Below are 20,723 nucleotides of genomic sequence, written 5' to 3'. Positions count from 1 at the left end.
TGCCCCATGCCCAATGCCCAATTAAGAATTAAATCTTAACTTGCCGGAATGCCTGCTGAAAATCCTCTTTAATATCGTCAATATGTTCAATTCCTACTGATACGCGCACTAAATCGGGCGTTACACCTGCTGAAAGCTGTTCTTCATCACTTAGCTGTTGATGAGTTGTGGAAGCGGGATGAATCACGAGGGTTTTAGCATCACCAACATTTGCTAAATGACTCGCCAATTTCACATGATTAATAAAAGCTTTACCTGCATCCAATCCACCTTTGATGCCAAAGTTTAAAACTCCCCCAAAGCCATGCCGGAGATATTTTTTCGCTCGTTCATGATAAGGGTGATTAGGAAGTCCGGGATAATTAACCCATAATACTTGCTCTTGTTGCTCTAACCACCGAGCCAATTCTAAGGCATTGCTGACATGCCGATCTACTCGTAAAGAAAGAGTCTCTAATCCTTGCAGTAAAAGAAAGGCGTTAAATGGACTCAAAGACGGGCCAAAATCCCGTAACCCCTCCACTCTGGCGCGAATAATAAAAGCAATGTTGCCAAAGGAACCATTAGGCCCAAACACTTCTTGAAAATTCAGCCCATGATAGCCAGGTGCTGGCTCAGTAAATAGGGGAAACTTGCCGTTACCCCAGTCAAATTTACCCGAATCGACTATTACACCACCAATGGAAGTACCATGTCCACCAATCCATTTAGTTGCAGATTCCACTACAATGTCTGCACCATGTTCAATTGGTCGAGCTAAATACCCACCAGCACCAAAGGTATTATCCACAATTAAAGGTATGCCATTTTCGTGGGCAATGTGAGCTAATGCGGCAAAGTCGGGAATGTTGAATTGAGGATTGCCAATAGTTTCAACGTATAACGCTTTGGTGCGATCGTCGATCGCCTGACGGAAACTTTCTGGATCGTCTCCCTCGACAAACTTGACGTTAATACCTAAACGTGGTAATGATACTTTAAACTGGTTATATGTTCCTCCATACAAAAAACTAGTGGAAACGATATTATCCCCAGCCTGAGCGATTGTACTGATTGCCAAGAATTGCGCCGCCTGACCACTAGCGGTTGCTAATGCTGCTACACCCCCTTCTAGTGCAGCAATCCGCTTTTCAAATACATCCGTCGTCGGGTTCATGATTCGGGTGTAAATGTTACCAAATTCCTGGAGAGCAAATAACCGCGCTCCGTGTTCGGTGTCGTCAAAAACGTAGGAAGTAGTTTGGTAAATTGGTACAGCACGGGCATTAGTTCCAGGAGCCGGCTCTTGTCCAGCATGAACTTGCAGAGTTTCAAAACGATATTGTTCAGACATCAGCAGTTATTTTGGTTTCCAATTATACAAATAAGTAATATGCTACTTGAGCGTTAGGCTAGATTAATCAACGGTAATTCTTAAGGCTTACCGTATTTTACAGTTATTTTTAGTAAATTAAATCATAGTGTAAGGGCGCACAACTGTGCGCCCCTATCGTTGATTTTTGGCTGATTAAGTAAGTTAGGGAACCAACATTGAACGAGAATTAATCATCCCTGCCTCTTGAATCGTTGAAAAAGCAGTTTCCCCGATGATGCGATGAGCCGCAGCCGTTGGATGAATGCCATCCCAGAACAAAAACTGGTCTGGGTTACTACAGGTGCGATGCCTGCGGCTGGCATCGCCTACGCCAGATAGACATGGACTGATGACATTGCTAAAGTTAAAGGCTGCCGGATTTGCGTAGGCGTACCCTGTCGTAGACATCGCAACGAAAAACCGATCAAATCCCTCATGCTTGCATAAAGGCGATCGCCTGCTTGAAGAGTCGTAGGAAGTTTTCGCAAATCTGGAAAACTAATTGCTGCAATGCTTATAGAAACTCAAGACGCGAGTCAAAAAATTGCATAAATGTTCAACTCGCCTCCGTTAAGTACTAGAAAATTACAATCGCTCTGTTATATATCTCGACTTAACGGGATTTTTATCGCTCAATTGCTTCACCCTTTTGGGTGAGTCAGATATCAACCGATCAGATGAACTGAATGAAGGAAGCTGAGATTAATAATAAAGAAGATTCTATTACTTAAGAACAGCGATCGCATTTTACCTAAGAATAACCTTATGAAACTCCTTACTTTAATAAAATCTACACTTATTTTTGCTTCTATTACTCTTGTACCTGGAATTGCTGTCGCTCAAACAGCTACTAACAATAATAGTGAAACAATTGCTATTAACTCTAACAATTTACCTAGTAATTCTATTTCTGTGAATTACCTCCAACCTTTCAATCTAGTTACTTTTGCGTATCAGGGAGGTTTGAAGCAGCACGGCATTCCTAGTGGAGAGATGCTAGTATTTGAAACTCTGAACAGAAATATTATTGCAAACGATTTGGTGAAAGCTGCTGTTAATGCAGATAAATTACCATCAAAAGCTTTAAATGACCAAAATTATCTAAGTGCTGTTAATTCACAACTCAACGCATTGCCTGATTATGCTGCTGCGGATTGATTGGTTTTTCTTATATTTTTTCTAAAGCCAAATTTGTGAGTATACTATATTCGTGTGCTTCTTACAAAATATAAATAAAAGTATTTTATACACAGCGATCGCTGGTGTATAAAACAAAGTTACATATTGAAGAACAATTCCTAAATTTTGACAGAGCTTGTACTTATAAGTTCTGCTATTGTGTGTTGAATGCACAGAAAATTGTATAATCAACAACCTATCAAGCAAAAATTTCGTTTTCTATAGAGAATGACAGAAGTAATTAGAACAGGGAGCCTAAATAACATCGAGTCCATTGAGTTTGAAAAGCGGTGCTTGCACAAAGCCAGAGAAATAGGCGATCGCAACAGTGAAGTCATTTGTTTAGCAAGTTTGGGCAATGCTTATCAGTCCATTGGGGAGTACCACCTGGCAATTGAGTTTTATCAGCAGTGGTTGGATATAGCGAAAGAAATAGGCGATCGCTTCGGAGAAGCCAAATCTTTGTCTGGATTGGGTAACGCTTACCAATCACTGGGGAAATACCAGCGAGCAATCGAATTTTATCACCAGTGGTTGAGTATCACCAGGAAAATAGGCGATCGCACTGGAGAAGCCATTTGTCTAGGAAGCTTAGGCAATACTTATGAATACCTGGGCAAGTACGACCAAGCGATTGAGTTTTATCAGCAGTGGTTGAGTATTACCAGGAAAACAGGCGATCGCACTGGAGAAGCCATTTGTCTAGGAAGTTTGGGCAATACTTATGAATCATTGGGGCAGTACCAACTGGCAATTGAGTTTTACCACCAATGGTTAGAAGTGACAAGATTAATTAGCGATCGCAATGGGGAGGGCATGGCCTTAAGTGGATTGGGAAGTGCTTATAATGCTCTGGGACAGTACCAAAGAGCGGTTGAGTTTCATCAATATTCATTAGAGATTAGAAGGAATCTTGATGACCAAAATGCAGAAGCAAACTCCTGGTTTAATTTGGGTTTAGTGTTAGAAAAAATCAATCGCGAATCAGAAGCAATGAATGCCTTTTGCAATGCTCGCGGGATTTATCACGCAATGGGAATTGATGCAAGCCTGCAAGATTGTAACCATGCGATTGAGCTTCTTTCTCAAAATGTTTCAACCATAGCATCTCGCTTCTGGTTTGGGAGATGGTTCAGTCATTTATCCCAGTTCATCAAAACTGATTCTAACCAGTAAATCTTCTACCACTGATTCAGATAATATAAGGATATTTTAAAAGCTTTTGACCATTTTAATCGCTAAAGATAGATTAAAATCCACTTTTAAAACATCCTCTGAATCCAGTGAGATAATATCAAGAAGATGGATATTTATTAAATACCGCAACTGACTTATTGCCATCAAAGGCAAACACCGTAAACGGGTCTTTTCGATTTCCCATCTCCATCCCAGGAGTGCCTACAGGCATTTGGGGAACAGATAAACCAACAACATTTGGCTTTTCTTGAAGCAAACGTTTGATGTCGTTTGCTGGAACGTGTCCTTCTATGACATATCCATTAACAATTGCTGTGTGGCAAGATGATAAGTTATCTGGCACGTTGTACTTTTGTTTGACTGTTTCGATGTCAGGCGTGGAAAAGTCTGTGATTTGAAAACCTTGTGTTTTTAAGTGGTCAATCCACCCACCACAACAGTTACATTCGGGACTGTGATATACAGTAGCATTTAGCTGTGTTGATTTTGATGGTGTCTGTTTGTCCTGAATACGCTTAGTAGTACTTACCAGTTGAGCATTAGCTGTCACAGAATCAGGAAAAACAGCTTGAGCATTACTTATAGAAGCGGTGCTTCCCAAAATGCCTAACACGCCTACTGTGAGAAAAATTGTTACTACGATACGTACCAAGATGGGAAGCAACCATTTTTGCCAGCAATAAATAAATTCTTTGTGCGACATCTGAGACTTCCTGATTACAACATTGCATAAATTTGTTGTAACAAATTCTCTTCAAAAAGACTTTGCATACCTTTCCTTTGCGCTTACTTTGTGTTCCTCTGCGTTTAAAACACTACAAATTTAGCCAATGCATCGCTCGACAATGCTATTGCATTGCCTAAAAATGCCAATGCGTCGCTCGACAATGCCAATGCATCACCTTACAATGTCATTGCATCGCCTGACAATGCCAATGCCAATGCGTTGCCTGATAATGCCATTGCATCCTTCTGCATTTAAAAAGGTAAAGTTACGATTTTACCCCTACTACGTCTTAGAGGTTGCTTGAAAAGTGTTTAGCTGTGACTTTAGGCACTTTGAGATCCCCCTAACCACCCCTAAAAAGCTACGGTGTACACACAAGTCTGGAGTAGTTTACGAATCTGGTTTTTACCCCACCCTAACCCTCCCCTTGTAAAGGGGAGGGAACTAGATTTCCGGCTTCCCCCCTTTCCAAGGGGGGATTGAGGGGGGTAATTCGACTTGTGTGTACACCGTAGCCTTTTTAAGGGGGAAACTTGGAATCAAAGTCCCCCTTTTTAAGGGGGATTTAGGGGGATCTAGAACTTTTGATACCGACAAGAGGACTTTTCAAACATCCTCTTATAAAGTAAAAGCGATCCCTTCTCAGTCATCACAACTGCAAGCCTAGACACATAGCGGCTTGTCGCCAGATATCGCTTTATCAAAGCTACAATTTCTTACCCAATTGCTACCAAAGGCTGAGGTCTTTCAGCTGCTTTGTGCCATACCGATTGTCCTGTCAGCAGTTCGACAACATCCATCCCATTGCCAATTACACCTGGTACACTTGGATACCCGGCACTCGCCCCTACCAAAAAGAGATTAGGTAACTCTGTCGTATATCCCAGACGATTTAAACCAACCTGTTTAGGTACTAATTTCGCACCATAAATATTACCTTGCGGTTGTCCTAAATAAAATTCGCTGGTGGTAGGTGTACCGTAAACTTTCATCCGGGCATATTTGTCTACATCGGGAATAAAATCTCGCACACTTGTCATAATCTGCTGATAAAATTCTCGCTTTTTGGCTTTATACGCTTTTGGGTTGCTTTTGTACAGATGTTCAAATGGTTCATAAGAACAGACAGTAGCAATTTCTAATACATGATGTCCCTCTGGCCCCATCCCTGGTTCGCTAGATTTCATAGTTGGACAAGAGAGGAAAATCCACGGTTGGCTAAAGTCACCTTCTAATTGTTGTTGATATTCTCTGTTCAGATCGCCTGTGGGATAATACCAAACATTCCAGTTACCAATGCCGTAGCGTTGAGGATCGAAGCGGCTATCTAAACCCAGGTAGATATTAAAAGCACTGGCTGAGTATTGGTAATTAGTGAGGCGTTGATGCTCTTTTTGACTCAAAGCTGTAATATCATGCATTAACTCCACTGTTAATTTGGGGTCGAGGTCGCTGATATAAGCTTTGCTGGCGTGATAGCTATTACCATCAGCAAGGACACTATGGACACTATGGTTGCTAACTTGAATATGGCTCACCGGAGTTGAGTACTTGATAACACCTCCACCTGCGGTAATTACATCTGCAATGGTGTCAACAAGGTGTTTGAAGTGATGTTTTGGATAATAAGCGCCTTCTGAGTAGTCCCAAACTAAGGAAGTGTGGGTGAGTAGCGCAATTTCCTGCGGTGGTAGTGCATAGTCGCCACTTTGCCCCGCCAGTACTGCTTGCAGTTTAGGCGATAATCCGACATGGTTATACAAATCTTGCAGTGTCCAATTCCGCTTCCAAAATAAATTCAAATATTTTGGTAGTTTTAACCAGTCAGACAACTTTTGATCGTACCAGCGTACCTCCTGCACTAGGTTGCGAATTTCTTGGTGGAGTTGCTGAATTTCATTGCAGTAATGGTTAATCGCACCAGCTTCTTCTGGAAATGTGGAGAGTAAACGCGATCGCAAATTTTCCCATCCCAAAGGAATTTTGAAATCCGTCTCTGGTGTGATGACTCGATCGATGCAGTCAGAATCGAGACTATTAAAGGGTACATTTTGATGAATATAGTCGAGAAATTGAATTATAGTCTGACCAGAACCACATTGAGAGATGTAATGCACGTCAGCACAAAAACGGTATTCTCCGAAATCAAAAGTGTGACAGCATCCGCCAGGTAAATAATGTTGCTCTAGAACTACTACCCGATAGCCTTGTCGAGTTAAACAGGCTGCGGCCGAAAGTCCACCTAGCCCGGCTCCCAGAATCACATAGTCGAAGATTTCCATATCAGCCTCCTTTGGCAATTTTGATTTCTATTGATTTCGGTGTTATGACTTTTTATCACCGTTCTTGTAGTTTTAGAAATGCCAAAATACTCAGCGCATCTTCACCTAAATTTGTAGATTTTATTTAAGAAAAATCAGGTAGAAGAGCCATTGGATATAAAATGTAAGGATTTTTCTCGGTGATAATGGTAATTCCTGCATCGCTAAATATCAAAATATTTAGCGAAGAATTTAGCTAACATTTAGATGCCCTGAAATATGTTTAAAATAGCCAAGTTACTTAGCTATGAATTCTTGTCAAGGCTTGCAGATAGTTAGCAGAAGATAATTTAATAATCTCAGGTCTTGTTAAGGAGCATCCCTAATTTTGCTATCGTGCTGCATTCCGACAGGAATGAGAGAATTAAAAAAACCGTAAACAACACAACGTCAAGAGATTTATAAAGGATTTTTGCGCCAATTTTGTAATTTTTTGAAAAATTTGGATGCTCCCATATTTTTATCCATCCTTTATTTATTCAGCTTATCGAAAATCAAAAAGATGTTTGATAATGTTTGCTTTTCTTAATAAATTTTGGGCAAGGTTTAAATTGCCTTAAACTATGCTTGCTAGATAAGTACAGGAACTAAAAAAGATTATCTTTTAATATCTGAATACCTAAAAAATAGATATTAAATCTCAGAATTCATTGCTATAAGTATAAGTGTAAATGTACAACTTTACACTCTGTTATATATGCGTAATACCATTTCCTAAAATACCTAATTTGTCTCTAACTCTTTCCCCTGCTGCCTATTTTTACCAACTTTAAAGTGAAACAGTATAAGAGGTTGTTTGAAAAGTGTTTCGCTGTGACTTTAGGCACTTTTAGATCCCCCCTAACCCCCCTTAAAAAAAGGGGGAACCACAATCAAAGTCCCCCTTCTTAAGGGGGATTTAGGGGGATATAAAACTATTTGATACCGACAAAAGGACTTTTCAAACATCCTCTAAGGGCTTCTCTCAAGGTATGAGATGAGAACTGCTTTGTATTCCAAAATCCTTGTAGAAGTGAGAATGTCACTCTACAATTAACTAATGACTATTGACCCATTTGCAACACTTGTAGGACAATCGCAAGCTATAGAATTACTGACTCAGGCTTTCAGACAAAACCGGGTTGCTCCAGCGTATCTATTTGTGGGGCCAGATGGTGTAGGAAGAAGTTTAGCAGCAAAGTGCTTTATAGAATTGCTATTTTCTCGCGAGATGGGAGTCACTGCGGCTTTACAAAACCGTTTGCGTCAGGGGAACCATCCAGCTTTGTTGTGGGTACAACCGACTTACCAATACCAGGGACAACGATTAACAGCAGCAGAAGCGGCTGAGAAAGGACTTAAGCGTAAAGCACCACCTGTAATTCGGCTAGAGCAAATTCGGGAAATTACCGAGTTTTTAAGTCGTCCGCCCTTGGAAGCGCCGAGAAATGTGGTGGTGCTGGAAGAAGCCCAAACAATGGCAGAAGCCGCAGCTAATGCTTTACTTAAAACCTTGGAAGAACCGGGACAGGCGACGTTAATTTTAATTGCACCTACACCTGAGTCTGTTTTGCCAACTTTGGTGTCACGCTGTCAGCGCATTCCTTTTTATCGCTTAGATGCACAGTCTTTGGCTGTTGTACTCACACAAACAAATCATCAAGAAATTTTGCAAAATCAGGCAGTGCTGAGTATAGCAGCTGGCAGCGCGGGAAGTGCGATCACATCTTACGAGCAATTACAAACTATTCCCCCGGAGTTACTCGAAGATTTGAAAAAAGCCCCTGCTTCCTACCGCAAAGCCTTAGAGTTAGCCAAGAAAATTGATAAGGATTTAGATACAGAAGCCCAACTGTGGTTAGTTGATTACCTTCAGCAATTCTACTGGCAGCGTTGGCATCAAGCCAGTATTATTAATCAGCTAGAACAATCTCGTAAATACTTGCTTGCTTACGCTCAACCCAGGCTAGTTTGGGAATGTCTGCTTCTATCTATATGTCAAAAATAAAAATTGTATTCACAAACTTTTGCCGAAAAACCTCAATCGCTTTTTAAGTACCTACAATGAGCTATGCCTACACTGTTAAATCAGGGACTTCCAACTAAAAAATATCCTAAAACTAACGCAACAATCCTCTCTCTGTGTTCTCTGCATCTGGAGTGGTTAGTTTATTTGGATAATTGATTTCTTGGAAATCCCTTATCCACCACTTTGAGACTGCTGGTAGCGACGCAAAACAGATTGGATATTTTTTTTACAAACCTCTTCACCAATTACCTGAGAAAGCGATCGCCACAACTGAGAACCTACTTGTTTGATATAGTCGTGTTCATAACTTATCTGCTCCGCAATTTCCGCATAAGTGTGCCCCAGCCAACTTTCCAACAAAACCACAGATTGAACATCATTGAGTCTTTGCCCAAAGGTAGAGCATAAAAGAGTATCGACTAGATTCAGCGCCTCTTGTGCTGTCATGGGTGAGCCTGCTTTATTTCTACGTTGAACTTAAGAAATATCTCCTTGAAATCATATATTTACGTAAAATGTCACATTTATTTACAGCAAAAACTCACTTTATCTCACCGACAGAGCGCTTATATTTAAGCTAATAATTAATACAGTGTAATTAAATTATGCTTACATCTCAAAGTATAAAAAGGAAATCAGCAAGATGAAATTTGGTATTGATATGGGACACAACTGTCCTCCAGATACAGGAGCAACAGGCATCAAACAAGAAGATGCTTTAACTAAAGCAGTTGGTACACAATTGATACAAAAACTCAGAGCAGCAAATCATACCGCCATCGATTGCACTCCTACAAGCGCTAGCAGCGTAACCGATTCTCTGAGACAAAGAACTAATAAGGCGAATGCCAATAACGTTAATGTCTATGTTTCGATTCACTTTAATAAATTTAACGCTAAAGCTCATGGTACAGAAATTTATGCCATTAGTAACGCATCACAAGGTATTGCTGAATCAGTTCTCAAAGAAATTGTTCAACTTGGTTTTTATAACAGAGGGGTGAAAGATACAGGTTTCTTTGTTCTGAAAAATACACAAATGCCAGCTATTTTAATTGAGTGCTGCTTTTGTGATGCCAAAGTAGATATGGATCTATTCGATGTTGAAAAAATGGCGGAAGCAATTAAAGATGGATTAATAGGTCAGCCAAAACCAAAGGAACCTAAAGCTGATAAGAAATACGTTTTGGAAATTACAACAAAAACCTTCTTAAAGCCTTCTACAGAACAGGCATCAGACTTACCAAAAGATTCTATCTTTGAGATTGAGCCAGGAGATTACCCAATTTTAGATGTCATTTTTGAAGAAAATCATTATTCGGTTAAGTGGCCCGATCAAAGTAAAGGAAACCGAAACGAGCATTTTGTTTATGCTGGACATGCCAAAGTTATAGAAAAAGATTAACTAATTATCTTTCCATCATTGGTTAACATCTACAACCCCGACTTATCTAATAAATCGGGGTTATACAAATAGATTTTAAAGGAAAAATCCATGCCATTACTAGATGATTTAGTAAACAATTATTCCAACAAAGATTTAGTCAAAATATTTACACAAGTTGGTATTGAAAGTGCAAAAATTACTGCTATTAATCGGCAAATTTTAAAAGAAGTCACCCTAGCTCAATGGTTACTAGAGTCCAGCAGAGCTAAAAGCGATCTTGCTGTCAATGCTAATAATTTTGCGGGATTAAAATGGCGAATTCCTGATATGAAAGGGTTTGCCGAACCGTTGAAAATCAAGGTTCCTTCTGAGCCAGAAGAAGTTGAGTTCTGTAAATTTACGGATATAGACGCTTTTATTATTGGTTATTGGAAGTTTTTAACTCGCACACCGTATAAAGGTTTAGAGGAGTATACTAATACACCAGAAAATTTCCTTGGCTTTCTCAAGGCTAAAGGCTATTCATCCGATCCTAAATATGTCAGTAAAGTTGTAGATTTGCTTCCAGAGGCACAAAAGTTACTGGCTAATGCAGGTGGAGTCACTATTCCCGCTTCAGTGGTACAACTTCAGTTAATTCGTGTGCCAAAAGAAGTTGAATTAGGGCAAAATTTCAGGGTTGAAGGCATAGCACCTTTAATCGACAGTGGCAAAGTTTTGTCGATTACGAGCGACGATAAATTTACAGTCACAAGTGTAGCAATTAGTCAGGATGGCAAATGGCAATTTGATTTCGTCTTTAAGCAAGAAGGCGATCGCCGGATGATAATTACTGTTGACGATCAAACTCTAGAGATCCCCATTAAAGTTGTTGTTCCTTTTGATCACAAGGACGATGAGAACACTCAACAACCTACAGCATCCAGCTTACCAGGAGCGAAGGAAATTAAACTCGATGGTAGTGTGGGAATTGGCGGAGTCAATAAAGCTGCTGATGTTAAGGCTATTAAGGCGCGATTGTATGAGCTAGGCTACAAATGGGTAGGCGATCCTGACAGTGCAGACAGAGACAGAGGACTATTTGATGCGATCAAACTATTTCAATCAATTATTGCTGGTCGCAGTACTGTTAATGGTGATGGTAGAGTTGATGTTGGTGGAATAACTCATCGATGGTTGCAAGCAGCTAATGCACCACGCTGGGAGTTGATGCCCAAAAGTGACCCAAATAATGGTTTAGTTAACGGTGAACTGGAAGATACTCAAGATAACCACGATTTTGGAACACACTGGTTAGCTGATGTGATTAAAAAAATTGCCCAAGATTATCAAAACAGTTATCGTAACACTCATCCCCTAGCTGCTCCATTCGCAATTAACGATGTTAGTCTTCCTCATGGAGGCGATACTCCCGATCATCATGGACATGAAACTGGCATGATGTGCGATATTTATTTACCCCAAAAAAATGGAAATTTTGGTGGCATTGTTTGGTCAAGTTCTAACTACGATCGCGATGCTGCACGAGCTATTCTCAAGTCGATTACTAATCAAAAGCTGGTACGGGCAGTCTTTTTCAACGATCAACAGCTAATTAAAGAGGGACTTTGTGTGTCTCTAAATGGTCACGACAATCATATTCATTTTGAAATTAACCCACCAGTAAGAAGCTAATTTTTGGTGAGTTAGATGCCTTGGATTTTACAACTTCTGCCCTGTGTAAATGGATCGCACTTCACCGTTACGGCGGATGACAGCTTCGCCATTACTAACCTCTACCAATGTCCAACCGCTTTGGCCAATGCTTTCACCCATATTGATGCGGCGAGTTACGCCGTCGATTTTAAACAAAGCGGCAGATTTGTTACCTAACTCTAGCAATCCTTCTAGGGTATTACTCGGAGCAACTGCGATCGCAGTTGGCGGATATACTTGTTCCTGGGTAATAGTTGGTTCTGACTCTGGCGCGAGTGCTGCACGTAATGGAACCACTGGTAATGCAGGTAGAGGCTTGGGTGTTTGCCGCACGGTAATAGGTGCAGTTCGTCCCGCTACAGGTTTAAGTTCTGCTCGTACAGCCGCCGCTAACATATTGACGGTTACAGGCTTGGCAGCTTGTCGCACCGTATTTAGGGCACTTTTCACCATGTTAGGTTGAGATGCCTGCAATGCATTGGCAACTTGTGGTAGAAGTGCGGGACTACCAGGAATTGCTGGCAGCGCATAGCGCATTGGCGACGGCGCTTGATAAACGGGAACATAGATCCGCTCAACAACGCTGCCAGAACGGTTAGGGGCTGGTGGTGTATTATTGGCCAGAAGTGGCAGTGGTGGTAAATTCCCAGTTGTTTGCCCGTTACCAAGGGCTATTTGATTAGTATTTGTCTGACTGGAGAATCCCGAACTGAAAGATTTTTGATTGCCTTTTAATTCTTGCTTGTCTATAACTGCCAGCGCTCCCAGCATATAGTCAACCAAATCTGCCTCAATTTCTGTTTTTCCAGGCAATTGTGACTGCGTTTGCGGTGCTAGAAGAGCTTGCTGGGTCAAGTTGGGATTTAAAAGATATACGACTCCAGACTGTACCAAGTAGAGAATACCAGCGATCGCCACACCTAAAGTTGTTCCGACAATCAGCAGTTTGCCCAAAGTCCGACTGCTTTTTTGACGCTTTCTACTAACTGGTTTAATGGTGCCGTTATCAAAGACAACGGTACTCAAGTGCTTGTTGTTATTTTGAGTAACTGACTGTCCGTTTGGTAAGATAATCTGCGGTATTGTAACTGTTTGCAGAGGCACGTATTCTGGAGGCGAGTGGCGTTGAGCTTTGTTCTGCCTACCATGCCTAACGGTTTGAGAAGGCAGATGATCACTAACATCCAGAATGTAGTCGATATCGGCAAAGAGTTCATCCATGAGACCATCAGCATAGTTTTCTATCGACCAAGGCTCGTTGGCGATTAAATCTTCTGATGGTTCTGGTACTATGAGACGGGTACTGGCTTCTTGTAACATAGACGTTCTGGGTTATTGCTAGGACGAGGAAACGCCGCGCCTACTGCCTGGGAATTAGGATTACAGATGAGATATCCAATCCACCGTCTTATTGAGACGAGTTGGTTGAGCGTTGGTATTAAAATCAACTTGAATCTGGGGATTGTTGATGATAGCAGTACTAATAGTTATGTCATCTATCATACCAATCTCCCTCCCTACTACTATACTCAGTCTTTATCAAGTTTTTGTTAAGCTAACGCTGGAAACTCATGCTGGCTCTTGGTTTTACGCAATTCTAAATATAATAATAAAGCGTTAACATCGGCTGGGTTTACACCACCGATACGTGCAGCTTGACCAAGAGTGAGTGGTTTTACGTGAGTCAGCTTTTCCCGTGCCTCTTTAGAAAGGGTATCAATCGTGGTATAATCCAAATCCGCAGGTAATTGGCGGTGGGCTTGGCGGGCAATTTGGTCAATCTGATTTTGTTGCCTAGCGAGATAGCCATAATACTTGATGTCAATTTCTGCGCCTTCTTTCTCGGCGCGGTTGAGGTTGGGGTTTCCTAGCCCGAACCTGTCGAGGTCAACATAATGGAATCCCGGACGGCGCAGTAAGTCGTTGAGGGTAATTGAACCTCTGATTGCTTGTTGGGTATCAGATGCGATCGCTATTCCCATTTCATCATGTTCTTTGACTCGTGTAGCTTGCAATCTTTGTTTTTCTGTGGTAATGTTCGCTTGTTTTTGGGTAAATAGATTCCATCTGCGATCGTCAATTAAACCAATTTCTCGTCCCAGGGTTGTCAAACGTTGGTCGGCATTGTCAGAACGCAATAATAAGCGGTACTCTGATCTACTGGTGAGCATCCGGTAAGGTTCCCGTAAATCCTTGGTACACAGGTCATCCATTAGCGTTCCAATGTAACTTTGCTCGCGGGCAAACACAATCATTTCTTGAGAATGAACAAATCTAGCCGCGTTAATTCCTGCTACCAGTCCTTGGGCCGCGGCTTCTTCATAACCTGTCGTGCCGTTAATCTGCCCAGCACAAAATAGTCCAGCAACCTTTTTGGTCATCAGTGTGGGGTAACACTGAGTTGCAGGTAAATAGTCATATTCCACAGCATAAGCCGGACGCAGCATCACACATTTTTCTAAACCGGGAAGAGTCCGCAACATTTGCAACTGCAAATTTTCTGGCAACCCTGTAGAAAACCCTTGGATATAAAGTTCGGGTATATCTCGTCCTTCTGGTTCAATAAAAATTTGATGGCTTTCCTTATCGGCAAAGCGCACAATTTTATCTTCAATGCTGGGACAATAACGCGGCCCTTTCGCTTCCACCCAACCGCCATAAACTGGCGACAGGTGTAGATTATCTTGAATTAGACGATGGGTTTCGGCGGTGGTGCGGGTGATGTAGCAGGGTATTTGTTCCCGTTCTACCCATGCCTCTGGATCAAAACTAAACCAGCGCACATCCTCATCTCCTGGCTGGATGAGCATTTTACTATAATCCACCGATCGCTTGTCTACCCGTGCTGGGGTTCCAGTTTTGAGTCTTCCGGTTTCAAATCCCAGGCGATTTAGGGTTTGTGTCAATCCCTCAGCCGCAAATTCCCCAGCGCGTCCCGCCGGCATTGATTTGTTCCCAACCCAGATTTTGCCCCCCAGGAAAGTGCCAGTTGTCAAGATGACAGCTTTACATTGGAACCCTACACCAAAATAAGTTTCAACGCCGATGACTTCATCATTAGCACCCAGCACCAAATCTGTCACCATACTTTCGCGGATTGTCAAGTTTTCTTGGTTCTCGACAATATTCTTCATCACTGCTGCATATTCGCGCTTGTCCGTTTGGGCGCGTAATGCCCAAACAGCAGGCCCCCGTGAAGAGTTGAGGATACGTTTTTGCAGGTAGGTGCGGTCTGCTACTTTACCTATTTCCCCGCCGAGGGCATCTACCTCATGAGTCAACTGAGATTTTGCCGGGCCACCCACTGCTGGATTACAGGGTTGCCAAGCGATTCTATCCAAGTTGAGCGTCAATAACAGGGTACGACAACCGAGGCGTGCAGAGGCCAGAGCCGCTTCGCAACCGGAGTGACCTGCACCGACGACTATGACATCAAAAGCGTCTTGGAATTGAACGGAATTGTGCATGGTCATACTTACAGGATCGGCAAGCTTAGAGTTCTTTTCAATTTTAGCTGTTCCAGTGGTTTCATGGATGTAACTTTCTAATAAAAAAGTTATCAAATTTACTAGTACTCAATCAGAGACAAGTTTCTCTTTTTAAACTTGAGTATTCAATAAAAAATATTATATTTTTTAAATTTTGTGACAACATTCCGGTTTGTTTGCCACAACTATTGTTCACATAGTTAGTAATTAACACGAATTATTTTCTTACTGATATATTAAATACTTTTCTTAAATGTATAAAAATATAGTTTGACTCTAATAAATTGTTTTTAATTTATCAATAATAGATATTTGGACAAGGCTGTTACGTTTACCTTTGAATCAACTAAGTAATTATTTAAAAATGAAACTCACCATCAAAAAGCAAAAAGATATTACTAGATTTATTAGAAAGGCAAGTTTCATCAGTATAGTTATCGGAATAATTTTTGTTTTAGTAGCGAGTAATGAGATTACCCACCACCAATTTGCTAGAACTTCCCAACCATTAAATGTATGCTCTCCAACTGTTTCATCACCTTGTATAAATACCTCTAAAGAGATAACACCAAAACCATTTATTCCCAACCCAGAATTAAATAGTAACCAGCGTTTTTTATCTGCGATTAACCAGAAATTACCTACAATCCCTCAGCCTGGTACTTATGAATATACTTTGCTGCGAGCTTATGGTGCAGTTTTTGTAAATCAAGATGTCGGAATTAAACTGCCGCCAAAAGATATTTTTGCTAATGAACAAGAAACCCAAGAATTTCAAGCTACTTTAACAATGGGTCATGTTGATGGAACTAACGATTGTTATTTACAAAAGTCGGCGGCTGATGCTCTAAATAAAGCGCGAGTTCAACAACATATCCCGCTAAAATCTGGTTATGGTTCTGGTGATTGTACTCGCACTTTCAACACGAATTTAAGATTTTGGCAAAAATATGCTAATAATCAAATTTTGGCAAAAGTTCAACAGGGCAAAGAAACAAAAATTCTCGGCTTGGTTGCACCTCCCGGAACTTCACAACATCTCTGGGGATTAGCCATTGATTTACGCGTAGGCAGTAAAGAACAAAGAAAAGCTCTTAATCAAAATGGTTGGTTTCAAACAGTAGAAAATGATGTTCCACATTGGACTTATGTGGGTTTAGATGAAGAGAATTTACCTTTATTTGGTTTTAAGAAACTACTTATCCGAGGCATTACTTATTGGATTACGCCACTTTAATTGTTAGATAGCATGAAAACTTGGAAATACTAACCTAAAGGATGTATTGTCAGAGATTTAGCTATGTCAAATGAAGCTGCTAGCCGAAGAATCAGGATTTAGAGCCATGTTTACCAAAAAGTAACTATTGCACCAATATGTAAATCCTTGCAGACAGATGTACTGCAATAGGTAGATTTTTGGATAACCGAAAGTTGGAATTTCAGCTTATTAAAATATAACCAGGGAATAATTTAAATAAGAAATAGATTATTTATAAGTAATAGTAGAGAGTTAATAATTTTTTAGACAAATTTAAGGCAAAATTATGTCAGACAAAATTGCCAACAAGGCTGAAGTGCTGACAGAAATATCTACTGACAACAGCAAGTTCTAAGTGAGTGGGGTTGCTATAGTAGCTGGGCTATGGAGGTTGCTGTGCAAATTTTCAGACTTAGTAAGGGAGATGGGAAAAACCCATTAATCAACAATCAATTTAATGGCAATAATTTGTTAACTTGGATGAGTTAATAACAGTTATGGACTTCCAGCTAAAAAATATCTCATATTAGGGTTGCAAGGACTTGCGCTTCTACAAATCTAGAAATAATTTGTTTTTTGCAAGTCCCTTACATAGCAATCTATTGCGCTATTAAAAACATAAATTTTGGTTTCTAGTAAGTTTTTTATTATTGATACTTTATTTATACAAGACTTATCAGGAGTTAATTTTAGTGGCTACATCAAACTGTATAATCGGATGAAGAAATTTAGTCCTTGGATTTTCGGTATCTTGTTAGCCAGCACCTTGGGAAGTATGGCGACAGTTTACTGGAAAACTCAAGAAACTTCCTCCCAGCCAGATTTAACTAGTCAAACTATCTTAGTGCAAACTAAAGATTGGGCAGTGCAGATTCAAGCTAATGGGGTGGTGCAAGCATTACAAAAAATCAATCTTAGCCCAGAAGATTCTGGACGCATTGCTAAATTGTATGTGAATGAAGGTGATCGCGTCCAAAAAGGACAAATTATTGCCCTTATGGATAGTGAAAGATTACAAGCACAGGTAAATCAGTATCAAGCATCACTAAATAAAGCTGTGGCTGATTTGAAACAAAAGGTTGCTGGCACTCGACAAGAAGACATTGCTGAATCTAAAGCTAGAGTTGCTTCCGCAGAAGCATTTGTAGCTGCATCTCAAACTCGATTGAATCGAGCAATCGTAGAGATGCAACGCAATCAAGTGTTGGTGCAAGAGGGTGCTATTTCCCGCAATGCCTTTGAAGAGTTTGTCACTAAAGAACAAGAAGCTAGAGCTAACTTAGAAGTAGAACTAGCACGGCTCAAAGAACAACGTGAAAGTTTGAAGAAAGCCAAAAATGGATTACGTCCCGAGGAAATTGCCCAAGCTGAAGCCGAGGTAGCACAGGCTAAAGCTCAGTTAGTTTTTTATCAAAGTCAGTTGAATAATGCTATCATCCGTGCCCCGTTTGCGGGAATTATTACCCGTCGCTTTGCCCAAGAAGGGGATTTTGTTACACCCACCACATCAGCTTCTAATACTGAAGGTGCAACCTCGACCTCAATTGCTGAACTCTCTAGTGGCTTAGAAATTGAAGCCAGAATTCCTGAAGCTAGCATTGCCAAAATCAATCGCGGTCAGTTTGTAGATATTCAAACAGACACCTATCCTAATGAAACCTTCAAAGGAAAAGTAAGTCTAATTGCACCAAGAGCAGTGCAGGAAAACAATATCACTTTTTTTCGAGTTAAGGTAGTTTTATCGAATGGGCAAGACAAATTGAAATCAGGAATGAATGTACGCCTGATATTCCACAGTCAGACTATTAAGAATGCTCTAGTAATTCCTCTGGCGGCTGTAACAACTCAGCCCAATGGTCAAACCGGGGTATATGTTATTGATAGTCAAAATGCTGCCAGTTTCCAACCAGTGAAAGTAAGTGCTACTAGTGGTGATCAAGTGCAAGTTTTGGCAGGACTTCAGAAAGGCGATCGCGTGTTAATGTCTCCCCCCAGTACAGAAAAAATTGAAGGTGTAGATAAAATTGGATTTTAGAATAGCCGAATCTTCAATTGGTACTGATATTTTTCGATCATTCAACAATATTTCCCTAGTTGTAATTATCCACTCAGAACTACGAATTACGAATTATTATGAATTTACTAGAAAGTACACAAATGGCAGTCAAAACATTGGCTGCAAATAAGCTCCGTAGCATGTTGACCATGCTTGGTATTATCATTGGCAATGCCTCTGTGATTACAATGATCGCTATTGGGCAAGGGGCGCAAAAATTTACGCAAGAAAAGTTGGAGTCTCTGGGGCCAAATCAACTATCAGTGTTCGCTGGTGGCGATAATCTAGAGGGGTTAAGCTCTGATGTGCCTTCACTGTTTTTAGCAGATGCTCAAGCGATCGCAACTATGGCTCCCGCCGTCCGAGAAGTTGCCCCGCAAATTAGCAGCAACTTGCAATTATCGCGTCAGGGACGCATTAGTAAAGTTAATGTTACAGGTACAACGCCAGGAATTCTTTATGTCCGCAATCTCCAGGTACATCAAGGCCGTTTTTTTGACCCTATCGAGCTAAATCAAAATTCTCAGGTGGTGATTTTAGGGCCAGTAGTTGCGCGGAAACTTTTTGGTAATGAAAATCCCATCGGTCAGTTACTACAGATGAATAACTTGAGTTTTCAAGTTATTGGGATTATGCAAGCTAAAGGTGCATTTATGGGGGATAACCCTGATGATATAGCTTACGTGCCAATTAGTACTATGGCAGATCAGCTAGTCGGTAGGCGATCGCCTAATGGTATTCCCATCGACTACTTAGAACTGTCAGCAAAAAATCAAGATAGCATTCGCGCAGCAGCATTTCAAACAATTAATATTCTGACACGCAGACGGGGCAGAAAAGATTTCACAGTTGCCGCCAATAAGTCAGTCCAAGACTTGATCAATCAAGTGACGATAAATTTAAGTTTAGTCTTGGCGGCGATCGCAGGTATATCTTTATTCGTTGGTGGAATTGGCATCATGAACATTATGCTAGTGTCTGTCACCGAACGTACCCAAGAAATTGGACTACGCAAAGCAATAGGCGCAACAGAAAAAGCAATTCTTACCCAATTCTTAATTGAGGCGATTATCCTGTCCGTAGCAGGCGGTTTATTGGGAACTGGTATTGGCGTTAGTGGCGCACTTATAGTTGCTATGTTCTCCCCCTTACAACCATCAGTACCAATAGGAGCAATATTTCTCACAGCCAGCATTTCTGGTAGCATTGGTCTAATCTTTGGTGTAGCGCCAGCCAAAAAAGCAGCACGACTCGATCCCATAGCTGCATTAAGAGGTATTTAAGGGGAAGGGGGTAGGGAACTTGGCGCACCACTACTTCTTCGCAGTACCGACGGCAACACAATAAAGTGCCGCATGGCGTTTCCCATCAATACCCAACATGGCGTTCAGACTCATATCATAGAATCCACCTATGCACAGACTATCCAGCCCCAATTGCACAGCCATTAGACATATATTTTCAGCTTGATGACCAGTTTCCAAAAGTGCAAAACGGTAGCCACGCGCACCGTATTTGCACATTGAGCGCATAAAAACAGATGTGAACAGAAACAGAGCATTGGCATTTACAATGTAATCCTGCTGCAATAAAGATTCTACAAAGTCTGTTGGCACTGCATCATTCACCCGATGTAAGCCATGACCGCGTGGTTCGTAGTGATATAGTCCATCTGCTAAACCTTCTACCGCCTGTGTCGATACAAAAATCTCAATCGGATAAAGTCCTCCCGCAGACGGTGAGTTTCGGGCTTCATAGGTATAACCATCTGTTTGACGCAGCCCATTGAGACCGCATCCTGCATCAAGCAACTGAGCTAATGTGATCATTGGCATAACCGACTTATCAAACGATCGCACAGAAGACCGTCGCTCTAAAAGCTTACTCAGCAGGTTATCGTGTGGTGCTTTTGGAAGTTCCAGAAAAGGAGCCTCCGGCATATACCGCAGTTCATTAGCCGGAACACGTTTGACAGAACTTTTAGGTACTGGGGAGTTCAAATGATACAACAGAGCTAACTCCAGTGGCTCATTGGCTGTGTACATTACGCTGA

17 protein-coding genes are annotated in these 20,723 nt (G+C 41.1%); 8 read left to right on the top strand and 9 right to left on the bottom strand.

The window, feature by feature from the left end; translation table 11 throughout:
- Positions 1 to 28 precede the first annotated feature (28 nt).
- Both FD724_RS09135 and FD724_RS09130 read right to left on the bottom strand, forming a co-directional pair.
- Entirely contained in the window at positions 29 to 1,333 is a 1,305-nt protein-coding gene (locus FD724_RS09135) for an O-acetylhomoserine aminocarboxypropyltransferase/cysteine synthase family protein (RefSeq protein ID WP_179072389.1), read from the bottom strand.
- A 183-nt stretch (positions 1,334 to 1,516) separates the two neighbouring features.
- On the bottom strand, positions 1,517 to 1,762 hold the full coding sequence (locus FD724_RS09130) for an SGNH/GDSL hydrolase family protein (protein WP_218651511.1): 246 nt from the start codon (positions 1,760 to 1,762) through the stop codon (positions 1,517 to 1,519).
- Between the two features lie 357 nt (positions 1,763 to 2,119).
- Between FD724_RS09130 and FD724_RS09125 the strand changes: the two genes are divergently transcribed.
- Together FD724_RS09125 and FD724_RS09120 are read left to right on the top strand one after the other, a co-directional pair.
- Entirely contained in the window at positions 2,120 to 2,512 is a 393-nt protein-coding gene (locus tag FD724_RS09125) for a hypothetical protein (RefSeq protein WP_179072388.1), read from the top strand.
- Between the two features lie 249 nt (positions 2,513 to 2,761).
- Positions 2,762 to 3,709 (top strand): tetratricopeptide repeat protein, encoded by a 948-nt coding sequence (locus FD724_RS09120; protein ID WP_179072387.1) that lies wholly within the window; start codon positions 2,762 to 2,764, stop codon positions 3,707 to 3,709.
- Between the two features lie 118 nt (positions 3,710 to 3,827).
- On the opposite strand, the gene FD724_RS09115 is transcribed toward FD724_RS09120, so the two are convergent.
- A complete protein-coding gene (locus FD724_RS09115; RefSeq protein WP_179072386.1) occupies positions 3,828 to 4,433 on the bottom strand; it encodes a DUF411 domain-containing protein in 606 nt (201 codons plus the stop codon).
- A 740-nt stretch (positions 4,434 to 5,173) separates the two neighbouring features.
- Entirely contained in the window at positions 5,174 to 6,739 is a 1,566-nt protein-coding gene (locus tag FD724_RS09110; RefSeq protein WP_179072385.1) for an NAD(P)/FAD-dependent oxidoreductase, read from the bottom strand.
- 1,078 nt (positions 6,740 to 7,817) lie between these two features.
- Between FD724_RS09110 and FD724_RS09105 the strand changes: the two genes are divergently transcribed.
- Positions 7,818 to 8,765, top strand: coding sequence for a DNA polymerase III subunit delta' (locus FD724_RS09105; protein WP_179072384.1), 948 nt, complete (start codon positions 7,818 to 7,820; stop codon positions 8,763 to 8,765).
- A gap of 192 nt (positions 8,766 to 8,957) precedes the next feature.
- On the opposite strand, the gene FD724_RS09100 is transcribed toward FD724_RS09105, so the two are convergent.
- Positions 8,958 to 9,233, bottom strand: coding sequence for a hypothetical protein (locus FD724_RS09100; protein WP_175586852.1), 276 nt, complete (start codon positions 9,231 to 9,233; stop codon positions 8,958 to 8,960).
- A gap of 196 nt (positions 9,234 to 9,429) precedes the next feature.
- On the opposite strand from FD724_RS09100, the gene FD724_RS09095 reads away from it, so the two are divergent.
- Together FD724_RS09095 and FD724_RS09090 are read left to right on the top strand one after the other, a co-directional pair.
- Positions 9,430 to 10,191: an N-acetylmuramoyl-L-alanine amidase gene (locus FD724_RS09095; RefSeq protein ID WP_179072383.1), complete on the top strand. Its 762-nt coding sequence runs from the start codon at positions 9,430 to 9,432 to the stop codon at positions 10,189 to 10,191.
- 90 nt (positions 10,192 to 10,281) lie between these two features.
- Positions 10,282 to 11,847, top strand: coding sequence for a glucosaminidase domain-containing protein (locus tag FD724_RS09090; protein WP_179072382.1), 1,566 nt, complete (start codon positions 10,282 to 10,284; stop codon positions 11,845 to 11,847).
- A 27-nt stretch (positions 11,848 to 11,874) separates the two neighbouring features.
- On the opposite strand, the gene FD724_RS09085 is transcribed toward FD724_RS09090, so the two are convergent.
- Genes FD724_RS09085 through mnmG form a run of 3 tightly spaced genes read right to left on the bottom strand, consistent with a single transcriptional unit; the run spans position 11,875 to position 15,341 of the window.
- Positions 11,875 to 13,188, bottom strand: coding sequence for a hypothetical protein (locus FD724_RS09085; protein WP_179072381.1), 1,314 nt, complete (start codon positions 13,186 to 13,188; stop codon positions 11,875 to 11,877).
- A 60-nt stretch (positions 13,189 to 13,248) separates the two neighbouring features.
- Entirely contained in the window at positions 13,249 to 13,371 is a 123-nt protein-coding gene (locus tag FD724_RS40725) for a hypothetical protein (protein WP_256874497.1), read from the bottom strand.
- A gap of 47 nt (positions 13,372 to 13,418) precedes the next feature.
- Complete coding sequence (gene mnmG, locus FD724_RS09080; RefSeq protein WP_114083359.1) at positions 13,419 to 15,341, bottom strand: tRNA uridine-5-carboxymethylaminomethyl(34) synthesis enzyme MnmG; 1,923 nt, start codon at positions 15,339 to 15,341, stop codon at positions 13,419 to 13,421.
- Between the two features lie 379 nt (positions 15,342 to 15,720).
- Here mnmG and FD724_RS09075 point away from each other — a divergent pair, with 379 nt between their 5' ends.
- From FD724_RS09075 to FD724_RS09065, 3 genes are all read left to right on the top strand, one after another.
- Entirely contained in the window at positions 15,721 to 16,593 is an 873-nt protein-coding gene (locus tag FD724_RS09075; RefSeq protein WP_114083316.1) for a D-alanyl-D-alanine carboxypeptidase family protein, read from the top strand.
- A gap of 646 nt (positions 16,594 to 17,239) precedes the next feature.
- The gene (locus tag FD724_RS09070; protein ID WP_179072380.1) at positions 17,240 to 18,649 is read left to right on the top strand and encodes an efflux RND transporter periplasmic adaptor subunit; all 1,410 of its coding nucleotides are present in this window, start codon (positions 17,240 to 17,242) and stop codon (positions 18,647 to 18,649) included.
- Between the two features lie 98 nt (positions 18,650 to 18,747).
- Complete coding sequence (locus FD724_RS09065) at positions 18,748 to 19,953, top strand: ABC transporter permease (RefSeq protein WP_179072379.1); 1,206 nt, start codon at positions 18,748 to 18,750, stop codon at positions 19,951 to 19,953.
- A 30-nt stretch (positions 19,954 to 19,983) separates the two neighbouring features.
- Here the strand turns inward: FD724_RS09065 and FD724_RS09060 are convergent, their stop codons facing one another.
- Complete coding sequence (locus tag FD724_RS09060; RefSeq protein WP_179072378.1) at positions 19,984 to 20,715, bottom strand: SagB/ThcOx family dehydrogenase; 732 nt, start codon at positions 20,713 to 20,715, stop codon at positions 19,984 to 19,986.
- Positions 20,716 to 20,723 lie beyond the last annotated feature (8 nt).

Source organism: Nostoc sp. C057 (assembly GCF_013393925.1).
GTDB classification, from domain to species: Bacteria; Cyanobacteriota; Cyanobacteriia; order Cyanobacteriales; family Nostocaceae; genus Nostoc; species Nostoc muscorum_A.
The sequence above is the reverse complement of the archived record's forward strand: the minus strand, read 5'-3'. Positions and strand labels throughout refer to the sequence as shown.